The following is a 25,724-nucleotide window of genomic DNA, read 5'->3' on the forward strand; positions in this document are numbered from 1 at the left end:
CAGCCCGGACCACCCCTGACCACCCGGACAACCGCGGGGCGCTCCCCGGAAGCGCTCCCGCGCAGCACTCCACATTGTCCTCACGAGGGCCCGCTCCCATCGCCGGGAGCGGGCTTTCGTACGTCGTTAAGGTGAACCCCATGAGCGAACCCTCCCGCTTCGACCGCGGCCACACCGACGACCTCATGACGTTCCTGACGGCGAGCCCGTCGCCGTACCACGCCGTGGCGAACGCGGCGGAGCGACTGGAGAAGGCCGGATTCCGGCAGGTCTCGGAGACGGACGCCTGGGAAGGGACCAGCGGCGGCAAGTACGTGCTGCGCGGGGGCGCGATCGTGGCCTGGTACGTCCCCGAGGGCGCCGCGCCGCACACGCCGTTCCGGATCATCGGCGCACACACCGACTCCCCGAACCTGCGCGTCAAGCCGCGGCCCGACACCGGCGCGCACGGCTGGCGCCAGGTGGCCGTGGAGATCTACGGCGGTCCGCTGCTCAACTCCTGGCTCGACCGCGACCTGGGCCTGGCCGGCCGGCTGACCCTGCGGGACGGTTCGACGCGCCTCGTCGACGTCGGCCGTCCGCTGCTGCGCGTCCCCCAACTCGCCATCCACCTCGACCGGTCGGTCACCGCCGACGGCCTCAAGCTCGACAAACAGCGCCATCTCCAGCCCGTCTGGGGCCTGGGCAACGACATGCGCGACGGCGACCTCATCGCCTTCCTGGAGGAGGAGGCCGGGCTGGCCGCCGGCCAGGTCACCGGCTGGGACCTGATGACGCACTCCGTGGAACCGCCCGCCTACCTGGGCCGCGACCAGGAACTGGTGGCCGGACCGCGCATGGACAACCTGCTGTCCGTGCACGCCGGGACGGCGGCGCTGGCGGCCGTGGCGACCGGCGGCGAGAAGCTGCCGTACATCCCGGTCCTGGCCGCCTTCGACCACGAGGAGAACGGCTCGCAGTCCGACACCGGCGCGGACGGACCGCTGCTGGGCAACGTGCTGGAACGTTCGGTCTTCGCGCGCGGAGGGTCGTACGAGGACCGGGCGAGAGCCTTCGCGGGCACCGTCTGTCTGTCCTCCGACACCGGTCACGCCGTCCACCCCAACTACGGCGAGCGGCACGACCCGACGCACCACCCGCGGGTCAACGGCGGGCCGATCCTCAAGGTCAACGTCAACAACCGCTACGCCACGGACGGCACGGGCCGAGCGCTCTTCGCCGCCGCCTGCGAGAAGGCGGACGTCCCGTTCCAGTCGTTCGTGTCCAACAACTCCATGCCGTGCGGCACGACCATCGGCCCGATCACCGCCGCCCGGCACGGCATCCGCACGGTCGACATCGGCGTGGCCATCCTGTCCATGCACAGCGCCCGGGAACTGTGCGGCGACGCCGACCCGTACCTGCTGGCCAACGCGCTGACAGCGTTCCTGGAAGGGTAGTTGAGGGACGGTCAGGGGTACTTCGCGGGGAGGGGGGTACCCGGCCGCCGGAGCCGGACCGACCGGTACTCCTGACAGGGAGGCGACATCATGGGCCTCGGCGGGTGCATCATCCTCATCGCCGTGGGAGCCATCCTCACGTTCGCGACCGACTGGGACATGCAGGGGGTCAACCTCGACCTGGTCGGCGTCATCCTGATGATCGTGGGCCTGATCGGCGTGACGACCTTCAGCAGCATCGCCCGGCGCCGCCGGGTGATGGTGCCTCCCTCGACCACGGTGGTCGAGACGGACCGACACCGCGACGGCTACCGCGACGGGTACAGCGACGGCTACGGCGTCTGACCCGCTCCCGTCCGCCCCGCCCTCCGCGGGGCGGACCGGAACCGGGGTCCGCCGCGCGCCGGTCACAGCGGTGAAGAAGCAGAGCGGTCTCAGCCCGTCGGCCTAGCGGCGGCGTCGTGGCGCGGTCGCCGGGGAAGCTGTACCGGCATGAGATTCCTCGTGCGCGACCGGCTCCTCGGCATCGGTGACGACTACTGGATCGAGGACGACCGGGGCAACAAGGTGTACCTCGTCGACGGCAAGGCGATGAGGCTGCGGGACACGTTCGAGCTGAAGGACACCCGTGGGCAGGTCCTGATCGACATCCACCAGAAGATGTTCGCCCTGCGGGACACGATGGTGATCGAGCGGGGCGGCGAGCCGCTCGCGACGGTCCGGCGCAAACGGCTGTCCCTGCTGCGCAACCACTACCGGGTGGGCCTGGCGGACGGCCGCACCGAACTCGACGTCAGCGGCAAGATCCTCGACCGGGAGTTCGCGGTCGAGTACGACGGCGAACTCCTGGCCGTCGTCTCCCGGCGCTGGCTGCACGTGCGGGAGACCTACGGCGTCGACGTCGTACGGGAGGACGCGGATCCGGCGCTGCTGATCGCGGTGGCGGTGTGCGTGATCCACCTCGCCGACAAGGAGCGGGAGGACGACTGAGGGGACGGCTGAGGAGGACCCAGGACGACTGAGGACGCTTGAGGACGACCAAGGACGACCAAGGACGACCGAGGACGACCGAGGACGACTAGAGAGCCCGGGGCCGTGGCAGTCCCAGTACTCGGTCCTTCAGGGCCGGGAACTGTTCCCGGGTCGCGGCGACCTTCGCCGGGTCGAACTCGACCCTCAGGATCTCCTCGCCCGCGCCCGCCTCCGCCAGCACCTCGCCCCAGGGATCGACCACGATCGAGTGACCTGCCTGGGGAACTCCGGCGTGCGTCCCGGCCGTTCCACAGGCGAGCACGAACGCCTGGTTCTCGACCGCCCGCGCCTGGGCCAGCAGCGTCCAGTGCGCCCTGCGGCGCTCGGGCCAGCCCGCGCAGACGACGAAGGTCTCGGCGCCGGCGTCCACGAGACCGCGGAACAGTTCGGGGAAACGGAGGTCGTAGCAGGTGGCGATGCCGACGGCCGTCTCGGGGAGGCGGACCGTCATCAGCTCCTCGCCCGCGCCCATCAGCACGGCCTCGCCCTTGTCGAAGCCGAAGCGGTGGATCTTGCGGTAGGCGGCGGCGAGCTCACCGGAGGGGGAGAAGACGAGAGACGTGTTGTAGAGGGGGCCCTCAGGGTCCCGCTCGGGGATCGAGCCCGCGTGCAACCACACGCCCGCGTCGCTCGCGGCCTTGGCCATCGCCTCATACGTCGGCCCGTCCAGGGGCTCGGCCTCGCCGCCGAAGTCCTCATAGGCGAACGCCCCGGTCGTCCACAGTTCCGGCAGCACCACCAGGTCGGCGGCCCCGGCCTGTTCCCGTACCAGCGCGGCGACCCGCAGCCGCCGCGATTCGACCGATTCGCCCTCTTCTACGGCGATCTGGATCAGAGAGGCGCGCACACTACCACCGTCCTGGCATTCGAGTCGTCCACACGGGCCTACGATCGTCACACGAAAGCACTGCCGGGGTGCCTCACAGCAGCGTAACTTAGCGTTCCGAAACACCGCCGACAGCAGCCACCTCCCGCTGGCAACGCCGCCACAGCCCACCCGAGTACCGACCGCCGAGGGGTCCCGTTCCGTGAGTCTGCATCCCACCCTCCAGCCCTACGCCGACGCCTGGACCCACTCCATCGAAGCGATATCCGAGCTGGTGCAGCCGCTGGTGGAGGCGGACTGGAACCGCAGGACGCCCTGCCCGGGCTGGTCGGTGCGCGACGTCGTCTCGCACGTGATCGGCCTGGACTGCGAGATGTACGGCGATCCACGCCCTATTCACACCCTCCCGCGCGACCTGTTCCACGTCACCAACGACTTCCAGCGCTACATGGAGATGCAGGTCGACGTCCGCCGCCACCACACGGCGCCGGAGATGACGTCCGAGCTGGAGTACACGGTGATCCGGCGCAACCGGCAGCTGCGCAACGAGTCGCGGCAGCCCGACACGGTGGTGCGCGGCCCGCTCGGCACCGAGCTCACGCTCGAGGAGTCCATGCGCGGCCACGCGTTCAACGTGTGGGTGCACGAGCAGGACCTGCGCGCCGCCCTCGGCCGCCCCGGCAACCTCGACTCCCCCGGCGCGCACATCGCCCGGGACGAGCTGCTCGCCGCCCTGCCGACGGTCGTCGCCGAGAAGGCCGACGCGCCGCGCAGCTCCGCGGTCGTCTTCGACGTGCACGGCCCGATCGAGTTCCTGCGCACGATCCGCGTCGACATCCAGGGCCGCGGCACCCTGGAGACGGCGCCCGCGCTCGGCCCGGCCGCCGCCTTCACCCTCGACTGGGAGACGTACGTGCGGCTGGCCTGCGGTCGGGTGACGCCGGAGGCGGTCTCGGACCGGGTGAAGGCGGAGGGCGAGCCGGAGCTGACGGCGGCGGTCCTGCGGAACTTCGCGGTGACCAGGTAGCACCCGCAACCGCATCAGGGCCTGCGGGCCCGTCGAGGCCGGCGGGGCCGACAACGGGACGGGCCCGTCGTGTGGATCACGACGGGCCCGTGTGGAGCGGAGCGGGCGTCAGCCCAGTCGGGCGAAGCCGTAGTTCAGCAGCTTCGTCGCGTCGGCGGCGCGCACCGTCGCGTTGGTGGAGGCCAGCACCGTGCCCACGACGGTCTTGCCGTTACGGGTGGCGGCGAAGACGAGGCAGTACTTCGCCTCGGGGCCGGAGCCGGTCTTCACGCCGATGGCGCCGCTGTAGCTGCTCAGCAGCGTGTTGGTGTTGGTCCAGGCCGCCATGGTGCGAGTGGAGCCGGTCTTGGTGATGGTCTTGGCGGTGTAGGACTTCGTCTTGACGACCGCGCGGAAGTTCGCGCTCTTCAGCGAGTTGCTGGCGAGCTTCGTCAGGTCCTTGGCGGTCGAGTAGTTCGACCCGTTGCCGATGCCGTCGAACGAGTCGAAGTGCGTGTTCGTCATGCCGAGCGTCTTCGCCTTGCTGTTCATCTTGGCGATGAAGTTCTTGACGCGGGCGGCGCGCGTCGTGCCCGTGCCGAACTTGTCGGCCAGGGCGTACGCGGCGTCGCAGCCGGACGGCAGCATCAGCCCGTAGAGCAGCTGACGGACGGTGACCTTGTCACCGACGATCAGCCGGGCGGACGACGCGTTGTTCGCGACGATGTAGTCGCTGTACGCCTTCTGGATCACGACGGTGGCGTTCAGGTTGAGGTTCGTCTGCGACAGCACGACGTTCGCCGTCATGATCTTCGTCGTGGAGCCGGTGGACAGCTTGGTGTCCATGCCCTTGTTGTAGAGCGCCGCACTGTTCGCGTTGTTCATCACGAAGCCGGTCTTGGCGGCGATCGTCGGTATGGCAACGGCCTGCGCGGGTGCCGCGGTGAGGGCTCCGGTCGCGAGCACTGCGCCGGCGGTGACGGCAACGGCTGCGGCCCTGCGGACTCGAATGCCCTTGATAGCGGTTATCAACTGAAATACCCCGATTACGTCGAATGCCCCTGCGATGCGGCCAAGTTGAAGGGGATAGCAGAAGGGGCCGCATGTGTGTGACACGTAAGTAGCACAGAAAGTTGTGCGGCTGCTGGACCGAATTTCCGATTACTTGGCGAGGCTCTTACCTGCCCCTGACGCCGACCCCGTCTCCCGGTCCCGGAATGTGGACCGGCCCCCCGATGCGTACGTGTTGTATCTATCCTGTGGACATGCCATCGTCCGCCCCGCCCGCCCCCGCCGCCATCCCCGCTCAGCCGCCCGCCCCGGCTCCCGCTCCCGTCAAGCAGCCGCCCGCCGCCGACCGCGTGTACGGGCACGTCAAACAGGGTGTCCTGGACCGCCGTTACGAGGGCGGCACCCTCCTCACCGAGGGCGAGCTCGCCGAGGCCGTGGGGGTCTCGCGCACACCGGTGCGGGAGGCGCTGCTGCGCCTGGAGGTGGAGGGGCTGATCAAGCTCTACCCGAAGAAGGGCGCCCTGGTCCTGCCGGTCTCCGCACAGGAGATCGCGGACGTCGTGGAGACCCGTCTGTTGGTCGAGGAGCACGCGGCGCGCAAGGCCGTCCCCGCGCCGGCCGCCCTCATCGAGCGCCTGGAAGAGCTGCTGGCGAAGCAGAAAGAGCAGGCCGCGGCGGGCGACCTGGCGGGGGCCGCGGTGACGGACCGCTGTTTCCACGCGGAGATAGTCCGCAGCGGCGGCAACGAGATCCTGTCCCGGCTCTACGACCAACTCCGCGACCGGCAGCTGCGGATGGGCGTCGCCATCATGCACACGCACCCCGACCGGATCGCCAAGACGCTCACCGAGCACGAGGAGATCCTCCAGGCGCTGCGCTCCGGCGACGCGGAGGCGGCCGTCGGGATCGTGCACCGGCACGTCGACTGGTTCTCGCACCTGGCTCGCGGGGAGGTCCGATGAGCGCCGGCGCCCGCCGCGTGAACTCCACCCTTCCGGGTGACCCGCCGGGCGGACGGCGCGCGATGGCCGTCTGGGGGATCGGCGTCTCCGTCTACTTCGTCGCCGTCATCTTCCGTACGTCGCTGGGGGTGGCCGGCCTCGACGCCGCCGACCGCTTCCACGTGAACGCCTCGGCGCTGTCCACGTTCTCGATCCTCCAGCTCCTGGTCTACGCGGGCATGCAGATACCGGTGGGCCTGCTGGTCGACCGGCTCGGCACCAAGAAGGTGCTGACCATCGGCGTCGTGCTGTTCACCGCCGGCCAACTCGGCTTCGCCTTCTCCCCGTCCTACGGCACCGCCCTCGCCTCCCGCGCGCTGCTCGGCTGCGGTGACGCGATGACGTTCATCAGCGTTCTGCGGCTGGGAAGCAGGTGGTTCCCGGCGCGCCGCGGACCGATGGTCGCCCAGATGGCCGGTCTGGCCGGCATGGCGGGCAACCTGGTCTCCACGCTCGTCCTGGCCCGCCTGCTGCACGGCATCGGCTGGACGGCCGCCTTCGCGGGCAGCGCGCTGGCGGGCGTCGTCGTCCTGGTCCTCCTGCTGCTCTTCCTGAAGGACCACCCCGAGGGCCACGAGCCCGAGCCGTTCCCGCACCGGGGCGCGGCGTACGTCCGCCGTCAGATCGTCGCGTCCTGGCGCGAGCCCGGGACCCGGCTGGGGCTGTGGGTGCACTTCACCACCCAGTTCCCGGCGATGGTGTTCCTGCTCCTGTGGGGTCTGCCGTTCCTGGTGCAGGCACAGGGCCTGTCCCGGGCGACGGCCGGCGAACTCCTCACCCTGGTGGTGCTGTCCAACATGCTCGTGGGCCTGGTCTACGGCCAGATCGTCGCCCGCCACCACGAGGCGCGGCTGCCGCTGGCCCTGGGCACGGTGGGCGCGACGGCCCTGACGTGGGCGACGACCCTGGCATACCCGGGCGAGCGGGCGCCGATGTGGCTGCTCGTGACGCTCTGCGCGGTCCTCGGCGCATGCGGGCCCGCCTCCATGCTCGGCTTCGACTTCGCCCGCCCGGCCAACCCGCCCGAGCGTCAGGGCACGGCCTCCGGCATCACGAACATGGGTGGTTTCGTGGCGTCGATGACGACACTCTTCGCGATCGGCGTGCTGCTGGACGCGACCGGCGACGACTACACGATCGCCTTCTCCTGCGTCTTCGTCCTCCAGGCCCTCGGCATCAGCCAGATCCTGCGCCTGCGCAAGCGAGCGGCCCGCCGAGAACGGGAGCGCCTGGTGGCCAGCCGGGTAGAGACGGTCCACGTGCCGGTGTAGGGGCACGGGCACAGGTACGGGCATGGGCACTGGTTACGGGTCACGGGTCACGGGTCACGGAACGGGTCTCGGGCACGGCGCACGGGCACGGCACGCGGGCACGCGTACGGGCACGGCACGCGGGCACGCGTACGGGCACGGCACGCGGGCACGGCACGCGGGCACGGCGCACGGGCACGGCGCACGGGCACGGCACGCGGGCACGGCACGCGGGCACGGCGCACGGGCACGGCGCACGGGCACGGCACGCGGGCACGCGTGCGGGGCATCGCGAAATCCGGTTGTCCGGGCACCCGTTCGACCTCTAGCGTCACGTCTCATCGACGTGTAGCTCAGTAGCCAGAGCACCGGGCTCCACACCCGGAGGGCGCGGGGGCGGAACCCGCCACGTCGGCTCATCGGCGTGTAGCTCAGCAGCAGAGCACCGGGCTTGGGACCCGGAGGGCGCGGGGGCAGCACCCGCCATGCCGGCTATGAACGACGACGCTGACCAGCAGCATCCGGCCCCGGCAACCCCGCAGGCCAACCCGGGCTACGCCGCCGGCCAACTGGCCAAGGCGCTCAGGACCGCGCTCACCCACGACGACCCCGACACCCGCCACCGGGCCGAGGAACGCGGGCGTGCGTGGCGCTCCGTGCTGACCGGCATGGCGAACGGGCTGCTCGGCATCGGCTCCCGCACCCCCGTCAAGGGACTGCCCGCATGGGTCACCCCCGCGGTGCTCCGCGGCGGCTTCGCCACCGGCGAGCCGAGCGCCGGCGGCCCCCTGACGGCGTACGAGGTCGAGGCCGCGCGCCGGGCCGGAGTGCCGCAGGACCGACGGGCGCTGTTCGCGTACTGGCTGTCCGAGGACGGGCTGGCGCAGCTCTGCGAACTCCTCGACAGCGGACGGTACGAGGTGACCGTCCCCGAGGAGGCCGCCCTGCTCACCGTGGCCTGGCTGGCCCGGGCCGGGGAGACGGACGCGGCGCTCACGCTCGTCGAGGAACTCGCGCCGTTCGCGGATCGGCTGCGGTTCGCACCGCGCCCGGCCGACCGCCCGGCGCCCGACGCCGGGACGGTCCACCGACAGACCGTCGCCGAGGCCGGCCAGAGCCTGGCGCGGCGACGGACCAACGCGGCGGTGGAGACGCAGCGGGAGGCCCTGGCCGTCTGGCAGCCGTTCGGCGACGAACTCCTCGCGCACTGGCTGGAGACCGCCGACGCCGGACAGCCGGACACCGGGCAGGCGGACGCCGGGCAGCCCGACCAGGTGGGCACGCGCGTCCCCGACGACGGCTGGCACGAGCGCGGCGCCGAACTGCTGCGCCGCTACCGCGACCTGGCCCGCCGCCACACCCGCTGCACCAAGCACCTGAAGCCGAAGGAGAACCTGGCGATCCTGCGCGGGGCACTGGAGGAGACCGTCGCCGGGCGGGAGTTGGACGCCCGCTGGCTCGGACTGCTGCGGCACGCCGTCACCTCCATGGTGCAGCGGCGCGGACTGCCCGACTCGGCGGAGTTCCGGGCGCTGCGCCGGGAGCAGGCCGCCCAGGCCGCACTGCCCTCGCACCACGCACTGGCCCAGCTGGTGCTGCGCCGGCTGTCCGGGCTGGACCAGCAGGCGGGCGTGGCCGAGGTCGCGCCGCTGGTCGCCCCGGTGAGCGGCGAGGAGGCGCGGGAGACCGGGCTGCCCGTGCGAGCCGTCGTCCCGGCCGGTGTCCGCCGTCCCGTCGAGGCCGCGCTGAGCGCCCCCCTCGGCACGCTGGTGGAGCTTGGGATCGTGCCCTCCGCGGAGGTGCTGGCGGAGCTCGTCCCGCAGCTCGTCGCCGTCACCGCCGCGCAGGCCCACCCCGACCCGGCCCTGCGGACGCTGGCGGCCGCCCACCACCGGGCGTTCGCGGGCCGCCGTTCGCTGCTGCTGCTCAGCCTCCAGCGGCAGGTACGCGCGGAGGAACTGCCGTGGGTGCGGGCCGTGGCCGGGCAGCGCACGGACAGCGAAGCGGGCGAGGTGTCGGCCCGCGCGCTGCGGCAGCTGGGCGAGCTGACCGTGCAGGCCTTTCCCGGCACGCTCCTGCCCAACCCGCTGATCCGCGAGCTGTCCGTCCTGGCCCGCCAGGCCGAGCTGGGCGCGCCCCTGGTGGAGGAGCTGGCCGCTGACATCTTCATGGGCACGTTCACCCCGAAGTTCCTCACCGCGGCCCGGATCGCGGCGGAACTGCTGGGCGGCGGATCGCTCTACGAGCGCTACTACGGCATCGACTACCGGGCCGTCCGCAACCTGGCGATCGTCGAGACCGGAGAGGCGCTGACCCGGTCCTACGGGGCAAGGACCTCGCCCGGGTTCGCGAAGCTGTGCGTGGAGCGGGAACAGAGCGCCTCGTCCTCGTTCGACCGGCAGCACGGATACTGGTCGCCGGCCGCGAACGGCATGGTGATCGAGCAGGCGCAGATCCTCACCACGCACAATCTGGCCACGCTGGTCCACCGGGTGGGCATCGCCCCGGCCGTGGGCTGGGAGGAGCTGGCCCGGCGCTGCTTCGTCACCGTGTGCCGGCTGACCACCCGTGTGCAGGCCAACCCACGCCCGCTGCCCACGATCAAGGACGTGGCCTACGCGTGGCGGCAGCTGCTGTTCCACCTGTCCCTGTGCACGCCCGCCGAGCGGACCCGCACCCTGGCCTGGCTGTCCGAGGAACTCACCCGCCACCCCGCCCATGTGACCGCCCGGCTGGCCCCCGCCCTGACCGGACTGCACCAGGTCGCCGAGGGCGGCCGCCCGGACGAGGGCGCGGGCCGTCTGCTCCTCGGCTGGACGACGGACGGCCACTGGCTGCGCACGGAGCCGGCCTCGACCGCCTGAGGTCTCCCCCGGCGGGGAGGGGGCCGCGCTCCCGCTCGGGGTGCGCGGCCGTTCTCCTGACGGCCTGGCTGCTTCCAGGCTTCCTGCGCGTCCTGCGCCTCCAGGCTTCCTGCGCTTCCGGGGCGGCTACCCCCAGGTGATCAGCTTCTTGGGCTGTTCCAGGATCGCCGCCACATCCGCCAGCACCTTCGAGCCCAGCTCCCCGTCGACCAGCCGGTGGTCGAAGCTCAGTGCCAGCGTCGTCACCTGGCGGGGCTTCACCTTGCCCTTGTGGACCCACGGCTGGAGCCTGATCGCGCCGACCGCGAGGATCGCGGACTCGCCGGGGTTCAGGATCGGGGTGCCGGTGTCGACGCCGAAGACGCCGACGTTGGTGATGGTCACCGTGCCGCCCTGCATGGCAGCGGGGGACGTCTTGCCCTCCCTCGCCGTCGAGACCAGCTCGCCCAGGGACTCCGCCAGCTGCGGCAGCGTCTTGGCGTGGGCGTCCTTGATGTTCGGGACCAGCAGGCCCCGGGGGGTCGCGGCCGCGATGCCCAGGTTGACGTAGTGCTTGACCACGATCTCCTGCGCCGCCTCGTCCCAGGACGCGTTGATCTCCGGGTTGCGCCTGATGGCGACCAGCAGCGCCCTGGCGATGAGGAGCAGCGGGTTCACCCTGAGTCCCTGCAGGTCCTTGTCCTGCTTGAGCTCCTCGACGAGCTTCAGCGTGCGCGTCACGTCGATCGTCACGAACTCCGTGACGTGCGGCGCGGTGAACGCCGAGCCGACCATCGCCAGCGCCGTCGCCTTACGGACACCCTTGACCGGGATACGCGTCTCCCGCGCCGCGTCGTACGACGGTACGGGCACGGCCGTGGGCGCGGGCGCCGTGACCGGGGCCTGAGGCGCCGGTGCCTGCGGGGCCGCCGCAGGCGCCTGCGGCTCGGCTGCCGGAGCCGCTGTCGGAGCTGCCGCCGGGGCCGCCGCCGCGTGGACGTCCTCGCGGGTGATGATGCCGTCCGGGCCGGACGGGACCACCGTGGCGAGGTCGACGCCCAGGTCCTTGGCGAGCTTGCGCACCGGCGGCTTGGCCAGCGGGCGCTCCTTCGGGGCCGGCCCGCTGCCGTGGCCGTTGAGCTCGGTCTGGACCGTCTCCGGGACCTGCGGCACCGAGATCTCGGGGCCCTTGCGCGGGCGGCGCTTCGTGGAGGAAGCGGCCACCCCGTACCCGACGAGGACCGGCTGGCGGCCTGCGCCCGCCGGCTTCGCCGCCTGGGCCTTCCCGGCCTCCGGCTTCGCCGTCTCGGACTGCTTCTCCGGGGCGGACGGCGTCTGCGCGGGAGCCTGCGCCGGCACCTCGGCGACCGGGGCGTCGCCCGCCCCGCCCGCCACGTCCACCGCGATGATCGACGTGCCCACGTCGACCGTGGTGCCCTCGGAGAAGTGCAGCGCGCGCACCACCCCGTCGTAGGGGATGGGCAGTTCGACGGCGGCCTTGGCCGTCTCGACCTCGCACACCACCTGGCCGTCCGTCACCGTGTCGCCGGGCTGGACGTACCACTTGAGGATCTCGGCCTCGGTGAGCCCCTCGCCCACGTCGGGCATCTTGAACTCGCGTACGGACGCTTCCGTCATCGTCGTCACGACCCTCTCCTCAGTACGCCAGGGCACGGTCGACGGCGTCGAGCACCCGGTCCAGACCAGGCAGGTACTCCTCCTCCAGGCGCGCCGGCGGGTACGGGGCGTGATAGCCGCCGACCCTGAGGACCGGTGCCTCCAGGTGGTAGAAGCAGCGCTCGGTGATCCGGGCGGCGATCTCCGCGCCCGAGCCGAAGAACACCGGCGCCTCGTGGACGACGACCAGACGGCGTGTCTTCTCCACGGACGCCTGGATCGAGTCGAAGTCCAGCGGGGACACCGAGCGCAGGTCCAGGACCTCCAGGTTCTTGCCCTCCTCGGCGGCCGCGTCGGCGACCTCCTGGCAGAGCTTCACCATCGGGCCGTAGGCGACGAGGGTGAGGTCGGAGCCCTCGCGGACGACCCGGGCCTTGTGCAGGGGGCCGGGGATCGCCTCGGTGTTGACCTCGGCCTTGTCCCAGTAGCGCCGCTTGGGCTCGAAGAAGATCACCGGGTCGTCGCTCTGGATGGCCTGCTGCATCATCCAGTACGCGTCGGACGCGTTCGACGGGGAGACGATCTTCAGGCCCGACACATGGGCGAAGAGGGCTTCCGGCGACTCCGAGTGGTGCTCGACCGCGCCGATGCCGCCGCCGTAGGGGATGCGGACGACGACCGGGAGCTTGACCTTGCCGAGCGAACGCGCGTGCATCTTCGCGAGCTGCGTGACGATCTGGTCGTAGGCCGGGAAGACGAAGCCGTCGAACTGGATCTCCACGACTGGGCGGTAGCCGCGCAGGGCCAGGCCGATCGCGGTGCCGACGATGCCGGACTCGGCGAGCGGGGTGTCGATGACGCGGCTCTCGCCGAAGTCCTTCTGCAGCCCGTCCGTCACCCGGAAGACGCCGCCGAGCTTGCCGACGTCCTCCCCCATGATCAGAACCTTGGGGTCGGCCTCCAGGGCGTGCCGCAGCGACTCGTTGATCGCCTTGGCCAGGGCCAGGTTCTTCGAAGCCGCAGCCTTGGCTGTCGCGGTCTCGGTCATCTCACTTACCCCCGTCTTCGTCCGCGAACGACGCCTGGTAGGCGGCGAACTGGGCCCGCTCCTCGTCGACGAGCGCATGCCCGTCCGCGTACACGTTCTCGAAGATGGCGAAGTGGTCCGGGTCCGGCATGGCGCGGACCGCTTCGCGCACTCGCCTGCCCAACGCCTCGCTCTCCGCCTCGAGTTCCGCGAAGAATCCCTCGTCCGTGTGGTTTGAGGCCTCCAGGTGGCGGCGAAGGCGCAGGATCGGGTCCTTCGCCTCCCAGGCCTCCCGCTCCTCGTCGGCCCGGTACTTCGTCGGATCGTCGGAGGTGGTGTGCGCGCCCATGCGGTACGTGTACGCCTCGACGAGGGTGGGGCCCTCGCCGTTGCGGGCCCGCTCCAGCGCCCACTTGGTGACCGCGAGGCAGGCCAGGACGTCGTTGCCGTCGACGCGGACGCCCGGGAAGCCGTAGCCCTGCGCGCGCTGGTAGAGCGGCACCCGGGTCTGCTTCTCGGTGGGCTCGGAGATCGCCCACTGGTTGTTCTGGCAGAAGAACACGACCGGCGCGTTGTACACCGCGGAGAAGGTGAACGATTCGGCCACGTCGCCCTGGCTGCTCGCGCCGTCGCCGAAGTAGGCGATCACCGCACTGTCCGCGCCGTCCTTGGCGATGCCCATCGCGTAGCCGGTCGCGTGCAGCGTCTGGGAGCCGATGACGATCGTGTAGAGGTGGAAGTTGTTGCTGTTGGGGTCCCAGCCGCCGTTGTTCACACCCCGGAACATGCCGAGCAGGTTGGTCGGGTCGACCCCGCGGCACCAGGCGACGCCGTGCTCACGGTAGGTCGGGAAGACGTAGTCGTCCTCGCGGGTGGCCCGGCCGGAGCCGATCTGGGCGGCCTCCTGGCCGAGCAGCGAGGCCCACAGGCCCAGCTCGCCCTGGCGCTGCAGGGCGGTGGCCTCGGCGTCGAAGCGGCGGGTGAGCACCATGTCGCGGTAGAGGCCGCGAAGGTCTTCGGGGGTGACGTCGGCGACGTACTTGGCGTACTCCGCGTTCCTGCTGCTCTTGACCCGCTTGCCCTCCGGCGTCAGCAGCTGCACGAGCTCGGGCTCGGCACTCTTCCGCGCGGTGGTGCGGGTGGTGGTGCGCTCGGTGCCGGTGGCGCCGGCCTTGCCTCCGGCGCTGCGTCGCGGCTTGCGCGCGGCAGTGCTCTCCACGGTCACGTGTGCTCCTCCGTCGGTCCTGGCCCCCGGGGTTGCCGGGTGACCTGGGGGTCCCCCCTGCTCGTTCAGAGCCTGGGGGAGCGGCTCACCTGTTTCCGACCCGTTGCACGGGGTGGGTGCCACTCGGCCGGAACAGGCGTGACAGGTGCCCCGGCGAGCGCCCTGCAGTCAACACGTTACCCAGTGCTCCACATATCTGTGAAACCCCTCCTGACCTGCGTTTTTGCTTGGATTTCCAAGTAAATCGGCAAAGTCGGGAAGGAACCTGGTCACAGCCTTGCAGGAGGCCGGAGCAACGGCACGTTATCCCGGCCGGGCAGGCCACGGGAAGAGTCGGTTTCGGAGACCGATCGGGTGAGCGCCGGACGCCTGCGTGACCGCACCCACCCCCGGGACGACCTGAGGCGACCACCTGTGCCACCTACTGTCCTTCGGTGACTTTCTGTGACAACGTCCAGCTCACAGCCCCGTTCAGTGCCCTGGCACCGGGCGCGCGCCACCCTCCTGTGTACCCCCTACATGCCCCGCGCGCCCCCTCTGGGCGCTCTGCTGCGCCGGCACGCCGCCACTTCCTCAAGCACCACTTCGACCCCGACGCCGCCGACCCCGCCTCCATCGCCCGCCGGCACCGGGCCATCGAGCGCCTGGCCGACCTGGGCGCCCCGGTCGCGCCCCCGCCGCCCGGCCACGACGTCCGGCCACGACGGCCGCCACCGTCACGGCGCCCAGCTCACCCCCGGCCAGCTCACCCCCGGCCGGTGCGGCCGGTGCACGGCGACTTCCACCCCTTCAACCTGCTCTTGCGGCGCGTTCGCGGACTGAGCGGGACTGAAACGGGGCCCAACGGGCTCCAGGGGGCCGCGAAAACGAGCACGCGCGCGTGGAGACCTGTTGAAAGGCCCACGCGCGCGTGGCTGACGAGATGGCGTACGCCGGTCAGTTGCCGAGGTTCCCGAGCGTGGTCCCCTGGTCCGTGCCGCTCGTGGTGCCCTGCGTCGTGCCCTCGCTGGTCCCGCCGTCCGTGCCCGGGTCGGTCGAGACCGGGGGGCTCGGGTCCGCGGTCGGCGCAGTCGGCGTCGGGTTGTCCGACGGCGACGCGGGGGCCGACTGCGACTGGCTGTACGACGGCTTGTCCGACGGCGTGTACGGCGGGGTGTAGTCCGAGTCGGAGTTCGAGCCGGTGCTGTCGTCCGAGGTGTCGTCGGTGGCCGTCTCGGACGGCTCGTCGCTCGGCGTCTCGCTGGGCGAGGTCGCGGCCGACGGCGAACTGGAGGGCGACTTCGTGGTGTCGCCGCCGCTGCCGCCCGAGCCCTTGCCCTGCAACGCCAGCGCGACGCCCGCGGCGATGGCGATCACCGCGAAGACGGCCAGGATCCACAGCTTGCCGCGGCCGCTGCCCTTGTTGCCGTGGCCCTCGAAACCGCCGTCGTCACCGCCGCCGTAGCCCGTGGGCAGGATCGGCTGCGGGATCTGCGAAGTGCTGGAGCCGTCGGCGCCGTGCGGCAGCACGGTCGTGCTCGCGAAGCCGCCGGCGGGCGTGCCTCGGCCGTCGTGCGCGCCGACCGGGCCGGTGTTCCAGGTGCCGGTGTGACCGCCCTGGTCGTACAGCATCTGCAGGCCGTACTGGACGAGGCCGCGCATCTCCTCCGCGGTCTGGAACCGGTCGTCCGGGTCCTTGGCCAGGGAGCGCATGACGAGGCCGTCGAGCTCCGGCGGGCACACCCCGTCCGAGGTCTGCGACGGCGGCACCGGGATGTCCTGCACATGCTGGTAGACCACCGACAACGGTGTCTCGCCCGTGAACGGGGGCCGCAGCGCGAGGAGTTCGTACAGCAGGCAGCCCGTGGCGTACAGGTCGGAGCGGTGGTCGACGGCCTTGCCGAGCGCCTGCTCCGGGGAGAGGTACTGCGGGGTGCCCATGACCATGCCGGTCTGCGTCATCGTCGTGGACGCGCCGTGCAGGGCGCGCGCGATGCCGAAGTCCATCACCTTGACCGCGCCGTTGTGCGTGATGATGACGTTCGCCGGCTTGATGTCGCGGTGCACGATGCCGTGCTGGTGCGAGTAGGCGAGCGCCTCCAGAACGCCGGAGACGATGATCAGTGCCTGCTCCGGCCCGGGCGCCTCGGCGTTGAGGAGAAGGTCGCGGATCGTGCGCCCCTCGACGATCTCCATCACGATGTACGGCACGCTCTGGCCGCCCACGAAGTCCTCGCCGGAGTCGTACACGGCGACGATCGCATGGTGGTTGAGGCCGGCCACCGACTGGGCCTCGCGCGTGAAACGGGCCTTGGACACCGGGTCCTCGGCGAGGTCGGCGCGCAGCAGCTTGACCGCGACGGTCCGTCCGAGGCGTACGTCCTCGGCCGCGAACACCTCGGCCATGCCACCCCGGCCGAGTCTGCGGGTCAGCCGGTATCGGCCGTCCCCAACCAGCCCGCCGTTGCCCCAGTTCTCCGGCGCATCTGACATACCGCCGCCAGTCGCCTCGGGGTCGGACGGGCCCTGAGCGCGCTGCTGTGCCATCAGTCCTCGCCGTCGTTTCTGCCCGCGGTGCGCGCGGTGTTGTTACGGTCTCCGTCGGCCACGCTACAGCCTCTGCGCAAGCCTCCGGTCCGGGACGATCCCCGCAACCATGCCCCGGACGGCCCCCGGGCACCGGTCCGGGTCGGACCGGCCATGAAACCCGTACGCCGTACCGGCGTGCAAATTCTGTGTACCGGCGGTACGGCACCTGTAACGCTTCCGCGACGCTTCTTTCTCGTAGGGTCACGGAACGGGCACCGAGCTTGACGTGTCAGTGCCCTACGGCAGACTTGGCCGGGAATAGCTCTTTCGATCAACGACAAGTCAACGGCGCCTGAGGGCCTACGGGGGACGCAGAAGATGAGCCAGGACGGCGCGCAGGGCCGGTACGCGGGGCGGGCGCTCGCCGCGGGCCGCTATCAGCTGCGCGACTTGCTCGGCGAGGGCGGCATGGCCTCGGTGCACCTCGCCTACGACGCCGTGCTCGACCGTCAGGTCGCGGTGAAGACCCTGCACACCGAACTGGGCCGTGAGCAGGCCTTCCGTGAGCGCTTCCGGCGCGAGGCCCAGGCCGTGGCCAAACTCACGCACACCAACATCGTCTCCGTCTTCGACACCGGCGAGGACGAGGTCGAGGGGCTGACCACGCCGTACATCGTCATGGAGTACATCGAGGGCCGCCCGCTCGGCTCCGTGCTCGACGAGGACGTGCGGCAGCAGGGCGCGATGCCCGCCGACAAGGCGCTGAAGATCACGGCGGACGTGCTGGCGGCGCTGGAGATCAGCCACGAGATGGGGCTCGTCCACCGCGACATCAAGCCCGGCAACGTGATGATGACCAAGCGTGGCGTCGTCAAGGTGATGGACTTCGGCATCGCGCGCGCCATGCAGTCCGGGGTCACCTCGATGACGCAGACCGGCATGGTCGTCGGCACCCCGCAGTACCTCTCGCCCGAACAGGCCCTGGGGCGTGGGGTGGACGCCCGATCCGACCTCTACTCGGTCGGCATCATGCTGTTCCAACTCGTCACCGGGCGGCTGCCGTTCGAGGCGGATTCACCGCTTGCGATCGCGTACGCGCATGTGCAGGAGGAGCCGGTGGCTCCCTCCTCGATCAACCGGGCGCTGCCCCCGGCCGTCGACGCGCTGATCGCCCGCGCGCTGAAGAAGAACCCGAACGAGCGCTTCCCGACCGCCGTCGCCATGCGCGACGAGTGCCTGCGCGTCGCCGCCTCCTTCCAGCCGGCCCCGCCGAGCATCGTCCCGGGCGCGCCGACGTCGAGCGGGGCGGGCGTGGGCTCCGCGGTGTTCCCGCCGGTCGGCCAGGGCACCCCGGCGCCCCAGGCGGGCGTCCAGACGCCCTACCAGCCGGCCCCGACCCCGAACCCGTACGGCACGCCGACGCCGTCCCCCTCCTACGGCTATCCGCAGCAGGGCGGCTACCAGACGCCCGCTCCGGCGTACGGCCACCAGCAGGCGCCGCACACCCCGCCCGCGTACAACCTCGCCCCGCAGCCGTCGACCACGGTGTCCTCGGGCGGCGGCAGCCGCAAGAACAGCAGGACGGTGCTCATCGGCTCGGCCGTCGTCGCCGTGGTGGCGGTCGGCGGCCTCATCGCCAGCCTCATGCTGAACGGCGGCAGCGACGACGACGCCAAGGGCGGTACGACCAGCGCCTCGCCGTCGGCGACGAAGGCGGCGGACTACCGCGGGCCGGACACCTCCAAGACGATCGAGTCGACCGAGTGCTCCGAGCCGGAGGAGTCGTACAACGACCCGGACAAAATCCGGGTGCCGAACTTCAAGTTCAAGTACATCGCCTCGGTCAAGGCGTGCTTCCAGGCCGCCGGCTGGCCGTACAAGATCACGAAGGTGGACGAGAACACGTACGGCGACGGGGCGGTCATGGACCAGTTCCCCTCCGCCGGGACGGACGTCGACCCGAAGGACATGCCCGAGATCGAGCTCAAGGTCTCCTCGGGCAACCCGGCGTCGTGACGGCCTGACCTCGTCGTGACGGCCTGACGTCGTCGAGAAGGGCCCGGCGATGACGCCGGGCCCTTCTTTGTGTACGTCTGCTCGCGTCCGTCCGCTTGTGTCCGTCTACGGGTACGGGGCCGCGGTCCTACAGGTACGGTCCGCCCGTGCGGCCGCCCGCGCGCGGGTCGTCCGCGCCCTCGTGGCTCACGCCCGGCGGCAGCGCGCGGCGCATCTGCTCCAACTGGGCGCGCGCGGCCATCTGCTGGGCGAAGAGGGTGGTCTGGATGCCGTGGAAGAGGCCCTCGAGCCAGCCGACCAACTGGGCCTGCGCAATGCGCAGTTCCGCATCGCTCGGGGTCGATTCCTCGTTGAACGGCAGCGACAGCCGCTCCAGCTCCTCGACCAGCTCCGGTGCCAGGCCGTCCTCCAGCTCCTTCACCGAGCTCGCGTGGATCTCCTTCAGCCGGGCCCGGCTCGCCTCGTCCAGAGGAGCCGCGCGCACCTCCTCGAGGAGCTGCTTGATCATGCTGCCGATGCGCATGACCTTCGCGGGCTGCTCGACCATCTCCGTCACCGGGATCTCACGGGAATCCTCGTCAGCGTCGATGCCGCCGAGCGCCATGCCGTCCTGACCTACGACCAGGATCTTCTGGGCGTTCTCCGGCGACCTTTCGTTCCTCGGCATCTCCATGCCGCCATTCTCTCGCACGTCCCCACCTCATCACCGTGGTGCCCCCCATGAAAGGTGATCCACCGTTTCCGTTCGGCGTAGTCCGTAATGCGCTGATAATTCACTGATGTGAGGCTTGTTGGGACTTTTCTTGGCAACCGGGTACCGGGAGGGGGTCACGGACGTGACTCCATGGCAGCGGGCGTTGTGCGGAATGCGCCTGGGCGCGGTGGGCGCACTGGGAGTGGTCGTGCTGCCCTACGGGGCCGTCCCGTCGTACGCGGCGGTGTCGGCGTACGGGCACGTCCCGCCGTACGTCACCGTGTCCGCGTCCGCCACCCCCGTCCCCTCCTCCCCTGAAACGGACCGGGCAGGCAGCCGGGCGGGCGAGGGCCGCGAGCGGCCCGGCCGCAAGGTCGACCAGCGGGAGGACGAGGACGAAGAGGGGCAGGACACGGCGGGGGAGGACACCGGCGAGGAGGACTCGGACGAGGGGAGCGGCGACGCGGAGGCCGGTGACGGCGACGGTGACCTCACCGGATCCGAGTCCCCGCAGGCCGTCGTCGTTCCCGCGACCTCCGCGACCCCCCAGGACGCCGGACGGCAGTCGGCCACGCAGGCAGAGCGGGCCGACGGCCCCGTGCTGCAGATCCTGCCGCTCGGCACCGGCCTCGTCCTCATCGGCCTGGGCATCGCCCTCGCCCTCGCCGCGTTACGCCTGCGCCGCGGCTAGGACTGATCTGCGCAGGTGAGCGGGGTGTGGGGCGTCCGCCCGGGGCAGGGCCCGACGCTTGTGGCTACGACGCGACCAGGAGCACCTTGCCGATGTGGCCGCTGTCCTCCACGACCCGGTGGGCGTCGGGAGCGTCGCTCATCGGGAGTTCACGGTCGACCACGGGGCGTACATGGCCGGCGGCCAGCAGCGGCCAGACGTGCTCGCGGACGGCCGCGACGACGGCCGCCTTCTCCTCCAGGGGACGGGCCCGCAGCGAGGTCGCGCTGATGGCGGCGCGCTTACGAAGGAGCGCGCCGATGTTCAACTCGGCCTTGACCCCGCCCTGCATGCCGATGATCGCGAGCCGGCCGTTCACGGCGAGCGCCTGGACGTTGCGGTCCAGGTACTTCGCGCCCATGTTGTCGAGGATGACGTCGGCGCCGGCGCCGCCCGTGGCCTGCTTCACCTCGGCGACGAAGTCCTGCTCACGGTAGTTGATCAGGATGTCGGCGCCCAGCTCGGCGCAGTACGCCAGCTTCTCCTTGGTGCCCGCGGTGACGGCGACCTTCGCGCCGACGGCCTTGGCCAGCTGGATCGCCATGGTGCCGATGCCGCTGGAGCCGCCGTGCACGAGCAGCGTCTCACCGGGGCGGAGGTGGGCGATCATGAAGACGTTCGACCAGACGGTGCTGGTCACCTCCGGGAGCGCGGCGGCCTGAACGAGGCCGACGCCCGTCGGCACGGGCAGCAGCTGGCCGGCCGGCACCGCGACCTTCTCGGCGTAGCCGCCGCCCGCGAGCAGCGCGCACACCTCGTCGCCGACGACCCAGCCGGAGACACCGGGGCCGATCGCGGCGATCCGGCCGGAGCACTCCAGGCCGGGGTAGGGGGAGGCCCCGGGCGGCGGGTCGTAGAAGCCCTGGCGCTGCAGGATGTCAGCCCGGTTGACGGCGCTGGCCGCCACCTCGACCAGGACCTCGCCCTCGCCGGGTACGGGATCGGGGACCTCGTCCCACACGAGCGCCTCGGGACCACCGGGTTCGGGAATCGTGATCGCATGCATGAGAGGGACGCTACTCCTCGCCCCTTGGCCGGAGGTCGCCCGGTCGCTGGGGTGGGCAGCGCTGTTCGCGCTGGTCCCGTCGGGAGGCTTCTCAGGCCCGTGGGAGGGGCGGGACACCGGGCATGCCGGGTGTTCCGAGGGTGCCCCGTGCGCTGTCCGGGCCGACCCGCATGATCGTGACCAGCCGGTCCGTCGGTTCCAGCACGCCGATCGCCGGGTCGTCGTAGGCGAGGACGCGGTGCCCGCGGACGACGCTGACCACCAGGTCGTCCGTCTCCCGCGGGCCGCGGCCCGCCTCCGCCTTGGTCACGGGCCGTTCCACCAGGTCGAGCCCGTCGCCCTGCTGGATGAGGTCCTCCATGACCCGGCCCGCCGCCGGGCTGAGCACGGACAGACCGAGCAGCCGGCCGGCCGCACCCGCGCTGGTGATGACCTCGTCCGCACCGGACTGCTTGAGCAGCGGAGCGTTCTCCTCCTCGCGGACCGCCGCCACGATCTTCGCCCCGGGGTTGAGCTGGCGCGCCGTCAACGCCACCAGGACGGCCGTGTCGTCGCGCTGCGTCGCGATGACGATCCGCCCCGCCCGCTGCACCTCGGCCCGCCGCAGCACATCACTGCGCGTCGCGTCCCCGACGACGCCCTCGTAGCCCTCGGCCGTCGCCGCCTCGATCACCTTCGCGCTCGGGTCGATCACCATGACCTGTTCCTTGCGCAGGCCGGCGGCGCAGGCCGTCCGGATCGCGGACCGCCCCTTCGTACCGAAGCCGACGACGACAGTGTGGTCGCGCAAGGGGACCTCCAGGATCATGGACAGGCGCGGACTCATGGACAGGTGTTGCTTCGTGACGGGCACGACCCCGCCGGGAACCATGGTGCCCACCGAACGAACGACCACCACAGGGGGCACGCGATGAAGGACGACCAACGACAGCCTGTCGGCCCGGTCAGGTTCTCCCTCTTCAGGTCCCTCTGGTACCGCTCGCGCACCGAGGCCCGGGACGACGCCGAGGCGGGCCGCTCCATCACGATGCCCGTGCGCACCGGCGTCCCCCCGCTCCAGCAGGTGCTGCGGCGCCTCGCCATGGGCCTGCTGGTCCTGGCCGTCACCACGCTGATCGTCTACGCCGACCACGACGGCTACAACGACAACGCAGACGGCTCCGTCGGCCTCCTCGACTCCGCCTACTACGCCACCGTCACCCTCTCCACCACCGGCTACGGCGACATCACCCCGGTCAGCGACACGGCCCGACTCGTCAACATCCTCGTCATCACACCGCTGCGCGTGCTGTTCCTGATCATCCTGGTCGGCACCACCCTGGAGGTGCTCACCGAGCGCACCCGGCAGCAGGTCCGCATCCACCGCTGGCGCGCCCGCACCAGCGATCACATCGTGGTCGTCGGATACGGCACGAAGGGCCGCCACGCCGTGGAGACCCTCGTCGGGCAGGGCATCGCCAAGGACCGGATCGTGGTCGTGGACGCACAGCGCAAGTCCGCCAGCCTGGCCGGAGACGACGGGCTGGTGGCGGTGACCGGCGACGCCACCCGGTCGGAGACGCTCCTCAAGGCCGAGGTCCAGCGCGCCTCCCGGGTGATCGTCGCCCCGCAGCGCGACGACACCACCGCCCTGGTCACCCTCACCGCCCGCCAGCTGAACCGGCGCGCCACGATCGTCGTCGCCGCCCGGGAGGACGAGAACGTGCCGCTGCTCAAGCAGAGCGGCGCGGACACCGTGATCACCAGCTCCAGTTCCGCCGGCCGACTGCTCGGCGTCTCGATGGTCAGCCCGACCGTGGCCAGGACCTTGGAGGACCTGATGACCCTCGGCAGCGGCCTGGACCTCATCGAGCGCCCGATCACCGAGGCGGAGGCGGGACAGGCGCCCCGCGCCTGCGCGGACCTGGTGGTGGCTGTCGTCCGACGTGAGGAACTGCTGGACTACGCCGATGCCCGGCTCACCCGCCTGCAGCCGGGGGACCGAGTGATCACCGTCAGCCGGGCGGTCCCGGCCGCCGAACAGGCGTGACGACGTTTCACGTGAAACAGCCACGGTTTCACGTGAAACGCGGAGCGTGTTTCACGTGAAACAGGCGCCGATCCCGGCCGTCGCCCACGGCAGATCGAGGAGTTCGGCCTCCTGACCCGCCCGTGCGCCGCCCGGCGGTACGACGGCGAGGGCGTCGGCCGCTGCGATACCCCGCAACATGGCCGGACCGTTGTAGTGCAGCGGCACGGCATGATCGCCCCGCAGCACGACCGGAATGAGCCGGGTGTCGTAGGGGTGCCCGTGCGCCGCGTCCCTCAACGGCAGCGCGTACGGCTCGGGAGCCCGGCGGGCGGCGAGGGTGCGCAGCAGGGGCTCGGCGAGGGTGAGCAGGCCGGAGACGGCCGCGAGGGGGTTGCCGGGCAGACCGACGAGGTGCTGGTCATCCTTGAGGCGGGCCAGCAGCATGGGGTGACCGGGGCGCACCTTGACGCCGTCGACGAGGAGTTCGGCGTCGAGGCGGCGCAGGGTGGGGTGCACATGGTCGACCGGCCCCGAGGCCGTGCCCCCGGTGGTGACGATCAGATCGGCGCTGGATGCGGTGATGGCCTTGCGCAGGGCCTTCGCGTCGTCACCGAGCCTGCGTACGGCGGTGACCTCGGCCCCGAGCGCCCGCAGCCACGGGGGCAGCATCGGGCCGAGCGCATCCCGGATGAGGCCGTCGTGCGGGCGCCCCTCGGCGAGCAGTTCGTCGCCGAGGACGAGCACCTCGACCCGGGGACGGGGGACAGCGGTCAGCGTGTCGTACCCGGCGGCCGCGGCGAGGCCGAGCACGGCCGGGGTCACCACCGCTCCCGCGAGCAGCAACTGGTCCCCGCTGCGGCACTCCTGCCCCCGCGGGCGGATGTCCTGCCCGTGCTGCATCTCGCGGGTCGGGTGCAGCCGGCCGTTGTCGTCGGTGCGGCCGTGCTCGCTGCGCAGCACCGCGGTGGTGTCCGCGGGGATCCGGGCGCCGGTGGCGATCCGGACGGCCTCGCCGTCGGCGAGGGAAGCGGGCGCGGCGCTGCCGGCCAGCACGCCCTCGTTCCGTACGTGCCAGGGGCCGGGTCCCGCGACCGCCCATCCGTCCATCGCGGAGGTGTCGAAGGAGGGCAGGTCGGTGAGGGCGGTCAGGGGGGCGGCCAGGACGAGGCCGAGGGCGTCGCCGAGGGCCACGGAGACGGGCGCGCGGCGGGCGGCACAGGACCGTGCGGCACGGGCGGCGATCGTCCGGGCCTCGGGCCAGGGGGTGGCCTGGTGGCGGTGCTCCCCCGCGGCGGCCCGGTGACCGGGCTGCGGGGCGCGGGAGGACGGGGAGCCGTTGCCGTTGCCCTCCCTCCGCGTGGGGCCGTTTCCGTCCTTCACCAGGGCGAGCGCCTCCTCGACGTCGAGGTCCTCCGCGTCGAGGCCCTGCCGGGTGCCGCGGGGCGTCATCCGGCGTCCGGTCCGGAACCGCCGGGCTCGACGGCCTTGTCCTTCTTGCCCTGCTGGGCCTGGTCCTGCTGGGCCTGGTCCTGCGGAGCCTGGTCGTGCCGGGCGGCGGTGTCCTGTTCGGCCTCCTGCGCCCAGCGCAGGGCCAGCGCCGCGGCCTTGCGGGCGGCCTCGGAGACGGCCTCGGGGCCTCCCTGGGCCTGCGCGGCGGCGTAGCCCACCAGGAAGGTGGTCAGCGGGGCCGCGGGCCGGGCCACCCCGTGGGCGGCGTCACGGGCGAGATCGAGGAGGACGCCGGTGTCGACATCGAGGTCGATGCCCAGCTCGTCCTTGACTGCGGAAATCCATTCATCCAACACGTGGCCATGCTCCCTGATACGTGCCCTGGCGGTGGCGATGTCGTCCCAGGTGTCGCAGTCGAAGGACGCGACCGGGTCGGAGACGCGGGTGAGATCGAGTCCGGCGGTCAGCCGGCGCAGGGGCAGCCCGGTGAGGCCGCCGTGGTCGGCGGTGAGCACCGCCAGCTCACGGCGCAGGGCGGCCGTACGGTACGCGGCGACGAGCGGCTGGTCGCAGCCGTCGGCGTCGGTGAGCATCGTGCCCTCGGCCCCGCCGGCGCGCAGCGCGGTCAGCAGCCGTCGCACGGTGTCCGCCGCGAGGAAGGGCAGGTCGGCGGAGAGGACGAGCACGTCGTCCGCCGCGGTGTGCCGTACTCCGGCGTCGAGCGCGGCGACGGGGCCCGCGCCGGGCGGGTCCTCGCGCGCCCAGCGCACGGGCCGGGCGGTGGGGCGGGGGTCGGCGACGACGACGGTGGTGCGCGCGTCGGCGCAGGCGCCGAGCACCCGGTCCAGCAGCGCGCGTCCGCCCACCCGCACGCCGGGCTTGTCGGCGCCGCCGAGCCGCCGGGCACCGCCGCCGGCAAGCACGACGGCGTCGTACGCGGGCTCGGAAGGCTCGTTCGAGGTCACTCCCCGAGTATGCGGGCCGCCCCGGCTATGCGTGCCCCCACGATCACGGGAAACGCGGGTAACGCCTA

At 71.8% G+C, this 25,724-nt stretch carries 20 protein-coding genes, 2 tRNA genes and 1 pseudogene; 12 read left to right on the top strand and 11 right to left on the bottom strand.

What is annotated here, in order from left to right:
* Window positions 1-140 precede the first annotated feature (140 nt).
* The 3 genes from ACIBAF_RS27160 to ACIBAF_RS27170 all read left to right on the top strand — a co-directional run bounded on the left by ACIBAF_RS27160 (window position 141) and on the right by ACIBAF_RS27170 (window position 2,429).
* Window positions 141-1,439 (top strand): M18 family aminopeptidase, encoded by a 1,299-nt coding sequence (locus ACIBAF_RS27160; protein WP_399466418.1) that lies wholly within the window; start codon window positions 141-143, stop codon window positions 1,437-1,439.
* A gap of 90 nt (window positions 1,440-1,529) precedes the next feature.
* On the top strand, window positions 1,530-1,784 hold the full coding sequence (locus tag ACIBAF_RS27165) for a DUF6458 family protein (protein WP_079661102.1): 255 nt from the start codon (window positions 1,530-1,532) through the stop codon (window positions 1,782-1,784).
* A 147-nt stretch (window positions 1,785-1,931) separates the two neighbouring features.
* The gene (locus ACIBAF_RS27170; RefSeq protein WP_334578729.1) at window positions 1,932-2,429 is read left to right on the top strand and encodes an LURP-one-related family protein; all 498 of its coding nucleotides are present in this window, start codon (window positions 1,932-1,934) and stop codon (window positions 2,427-2,429) included.
* An 88-nt stretch (window positions 2,430-2,517) separates the two neighbouring features.
* Here ACIBAF_RS27170 and ACIBAF_RS27175 read toward each other — a convergent pair whose 3' ends face one another.
* Complete coding sequence (locus tag ACIBAF_RS27175) at window positions 2,518-3,318, bottom strand: carbon-nitrogen family hydrolase (RefSeq protein ID WP_399466420.1); 801 nt, start codon at window positions 3,316-3,318, stop codon at window positions 2,518-2,520.
* 181 nt (window positions 3,319-3,499) lie between these two features.
* Here ACIBAF_RS27175 and ACIBAF_RS27180 point away from each other — a divergent pair, with 181 nt between their 5' ends.
* Window positions 3,500-4,324, top strand: a complete 825-nt coding sequence (locus tag ACIBAF_RS27180) for a maleylpyruvate isomerase family mycothiol-dependent enzyme (protein WP_399466422.1) — start codon at window positions 3,500-3,502, stop codon at window positions 4,322-4,324.
* Between the two features lie 108 nt (window positions 4,325-4,432).
* On the opposite strand, the gene ACIBAF_RS27185 is transcribed toward ACIBAF_RS27180, so the two are convergent.
* Window positions 4,433-5,335 (bottom strand): D-alanyl-D-alanine carboxypeptidase family protein, encoded by a 903-nt coding sequence (locus tag ACIBAF_RS27185; protein ID WP_399466424.1) that lies wholly within the window; start codon window positions 5,333-5,335, stop codon window positions 4,433-4,435.
* Window positions 5,336-5,568: 233 nt separating this feature from the next.
* On the opposite strand from ACIBAF_RS27185, the gene ACIBAF_RS27190 reads away from it, so the two are divergent.
* From ACIBAF_RS27190 to ACIBAF_RS27210, 5 genes are all read left to right on the top strand, one after another.
* Window positions 5,569-6,276, top strand: coding sequence for a GntR family transcriptional regulator (locus ACIBAF_RS27190; RefSeq protein WP_399466425.1), 708 nt, complete (start codon window positions 5,569-5,571; stop codon window positions 6,274-6,276).
* 62 nt (window positions 6,277-6,338) lie between these two features.
* Window positions 6,339-7,586: a nitrate/nitrite transporter gene (locus ACIBAF_RS27195; protein ID WP_399466558.1), complete on the top strand. Its 1,248-nt coding sequence runs from the start codon at window positions 6,339-6,341 to the stop codon at window positions 7,584-7,586.
* 321 nt (window positions 7,587-7,907) lie between these two features.
* Window positions 7,908-7,980: transfer RNA gene (locus tag ACIBAF_RS27200), tRNA-Trp, on the top strand.
* A gap of 5 nt (window positions 7,981-7,985) precedes the next feature.
* Window positions 7,986-8,057 (top strand) — tRNA-Pro (locus tag ACIBAF_RS27205).
* A gap of 2 nt (window positions 8,058-8,059) precedes the next feature.
* The gene (locus ACIBAF_RS27210) at window positions 8,060-10,429 is read left to right on the top strand and encodes a hypothetical protein (protein ID WP_399466427.1); all 2,370 of its coding nucleotides are present in this window, start codon (window positions 8,060-8,062) and stop codon (window positions 10,427-10,429) included.
* Between the two features lie 126 nt (window positions 10,430-10,555).
* Here the strand turns inward: ACIBAF_RS27210 and ACIBAF_RS27215 are convergent, their stop codons facing one another.
* From ACIBAF_RS27215 to ACIBAF_RS27230, 4 genes are all read right to left on the bottom strand, one after another.
* Window positions 10,556-12,055 carry a dihydrolipoamide acetyltransferase family protein gene (locus ACIBAF_RS27215; protein ID WP_399466429.1) on the bottom strand — a complete coding sequence of 500 codons (1,500 nt, stop codon included), beginning with the start codon at window positions 12,053-12,055 and terminating at the stop codon, window positions 10,556-10,558.
* Between the two features lie 10 nt (window positions 12,056-12,065).
* On the bottom strand, window positions 12,066-13,073 hold the full coding sequence (locus tag ACIBAF_RS27220) for an alpha-ketoacid dehydrogenase subunit beta (RefSeq protein ID WP_399466431.1): 1,008 nt from the start codon (window positions 13,071-13,073) through the stop codon (window positions 12,066-12,068).
* A gap of 1 nt (window position 13,074) precedes the next feature.
* A complete protein-coding gene (gene pdhA, locus ACIBAF_RS27225) occupies window positions 13,075-14,277 on the bottom strand; it encodes a pyruvate dehydrogenase (acetyl-transferring) E1 component subunit alpha (protein WP_399466433.1) in 1,203 nt (400 codons plus the stop codon).
* A 936-nt stretch (window positions 14,278-15,213) separates the two neighbouring features.
* A complete protein-coding gene (locus ACIBAF_RS27230) occupies window positions 15,214-16,803 on the bottom strand; it encodes a protein kinase (RefSeq protein WP_399466435.1) in 1,590 nt (529 codons plus the stop codon).
* Window positions 16,804-17,163: 360 nt separating this feature from the next.
* Here ACIBAF_RS27230 and ACIBAF_RS27235 point away from each other — a divergent pair, with 360 nt between their 5' ends.
* Window positions 17,164-18,801, top strand: coding sequence for a protein kinase (locus ACIBAF_RS27235; protein WP_399466437.1), 1,638 nt, complete (start codon window positions 17,164-17,166; stop codon window positions 18,799-18,801).
* Window positions 18,802-18,928: 127 nt separating this feature from the next.
* Here ACIBAF_RS27235 and ACIBAF_RS27240 read toward each other — a convergent pair whose 3' ends face one another.
* Window positions 18,929-19,474 (bottom strand): bacterial proteasome activator family protein, encoded by a 546-nt coding sequence (locus ACIBAF_RS27240; protein WP_399466439.1) that lies wholly within the window; start codon window positions 19,472-19,474, stop codon window positions 18,929-18,931.
* A gap of 163 nt (window positions 19,475-19,637) precedes the next feature.
* On the opposite strand from ACIBAF_RS27240, the gene ACIBAF_RS27245 reads away from it, so the two are divergent.
* Window positions 19,638-20,186 carry a hypothetical protein gene (locus tag ACIBAF_RS27245; RefSeq protein ID WP_399466441.1) on the top strand — a complete coding sequence of 183 codons (549 nt, stop codon included), beginning with the start codon at window positions 19,638-19,640 and terminating at the stop codon, window positions 20,184-20,186.
* A gap of 64 nt (window positions 20,187-20,250) precedes the next feature.
* Here the strand turns inward: ACIBAF_RS27245 and ACIBAF_RS27250 are convergent, their stop codons facing one another.
* Both ACIBAF_RS27250 and ACIBAF_RS27255 read right to left on the bottom strand, forming a co-directional pair.
* A complete protein-coding gene (locus ACIBAF_RS27250) occupies window positions 20,251-21,231 on the bottom strand; it encodes an NAD(P)H-quinone oxidoreductase (protein WP_399466443.1) in 981 nt (326 codons plus the stop codon).
* Window positions 21,232-21,322: 91 nt separating this feature from the next.
* Window positions 21,323-22,021: pseudogene (locus tag ACIBAF_RS27255) on the bottom strand (potassium channel family protein); the annotation flags it as partial.
* Window positions 22,022-22,141: 120 nt separating this feature from the next.
* Here ACIBAF_RS27255 and ACIBAF_RS27260 point away from each other — a divergent pair.
* Entirely contained in the window at window positions 22,142-23,260 is a 1,119-nt protein-coding gene (locus ACIBAF_RS27260) for a potassium channel family protein (RefSeq protein ID WP_399466445.1), read from the top strand.
* Between the two features lie 51 nt (window positions 23,261-23,311).
* Here the strand turns inward: ACIBAF_RS27260 and ACIBAF_RS27265 are convergent, their stop codons facing one another.
* Together ACIBAF_RS27265 and ACIBAF_RS27270 are read right to left on the bottom strand one after the other, a co-directional pair.
* Window positions 23,312-24,691 carry a molybdopterin molybdotransferase MoeA gene (locus ACIBAF_RS27265; RefSeq protein WP_399466447.1) on the bottom strand — a complete coding sequence of 460 codons (1,380 nt, stop codon included), beginning with the start codon at window positions 24,689-24,691 and terminating at the stop codon, window positions 23,312-23,314.
* Window positions 24,688-25,656: an NTP transferase domain-containing protein gene (locus ACIBAF_RS27270; protein WP_399466450.1), complete on the bottom strand. Its 969-nt coding sequence runs from the start codon at window positions 25,654-25,656 to the stop codon at window positions 24,688-24,690. Before ACIBAF_RS27270 ends, ACIBAF_RS27265 begins: the two co-directional genes overlap by 4 nt.
* Window positions 25,657-25,724 lie beyond the last annotated feature (68 nt).

The sequence above is a fragment of the Streptomyces sp. NPDC051677 genome (assembly GCF_044453465.1).
GTDB lineage: Bacteria > Actinomycetota > Actinomycetes > Streptomycetales > Streptomycetaceae > Streptomyces.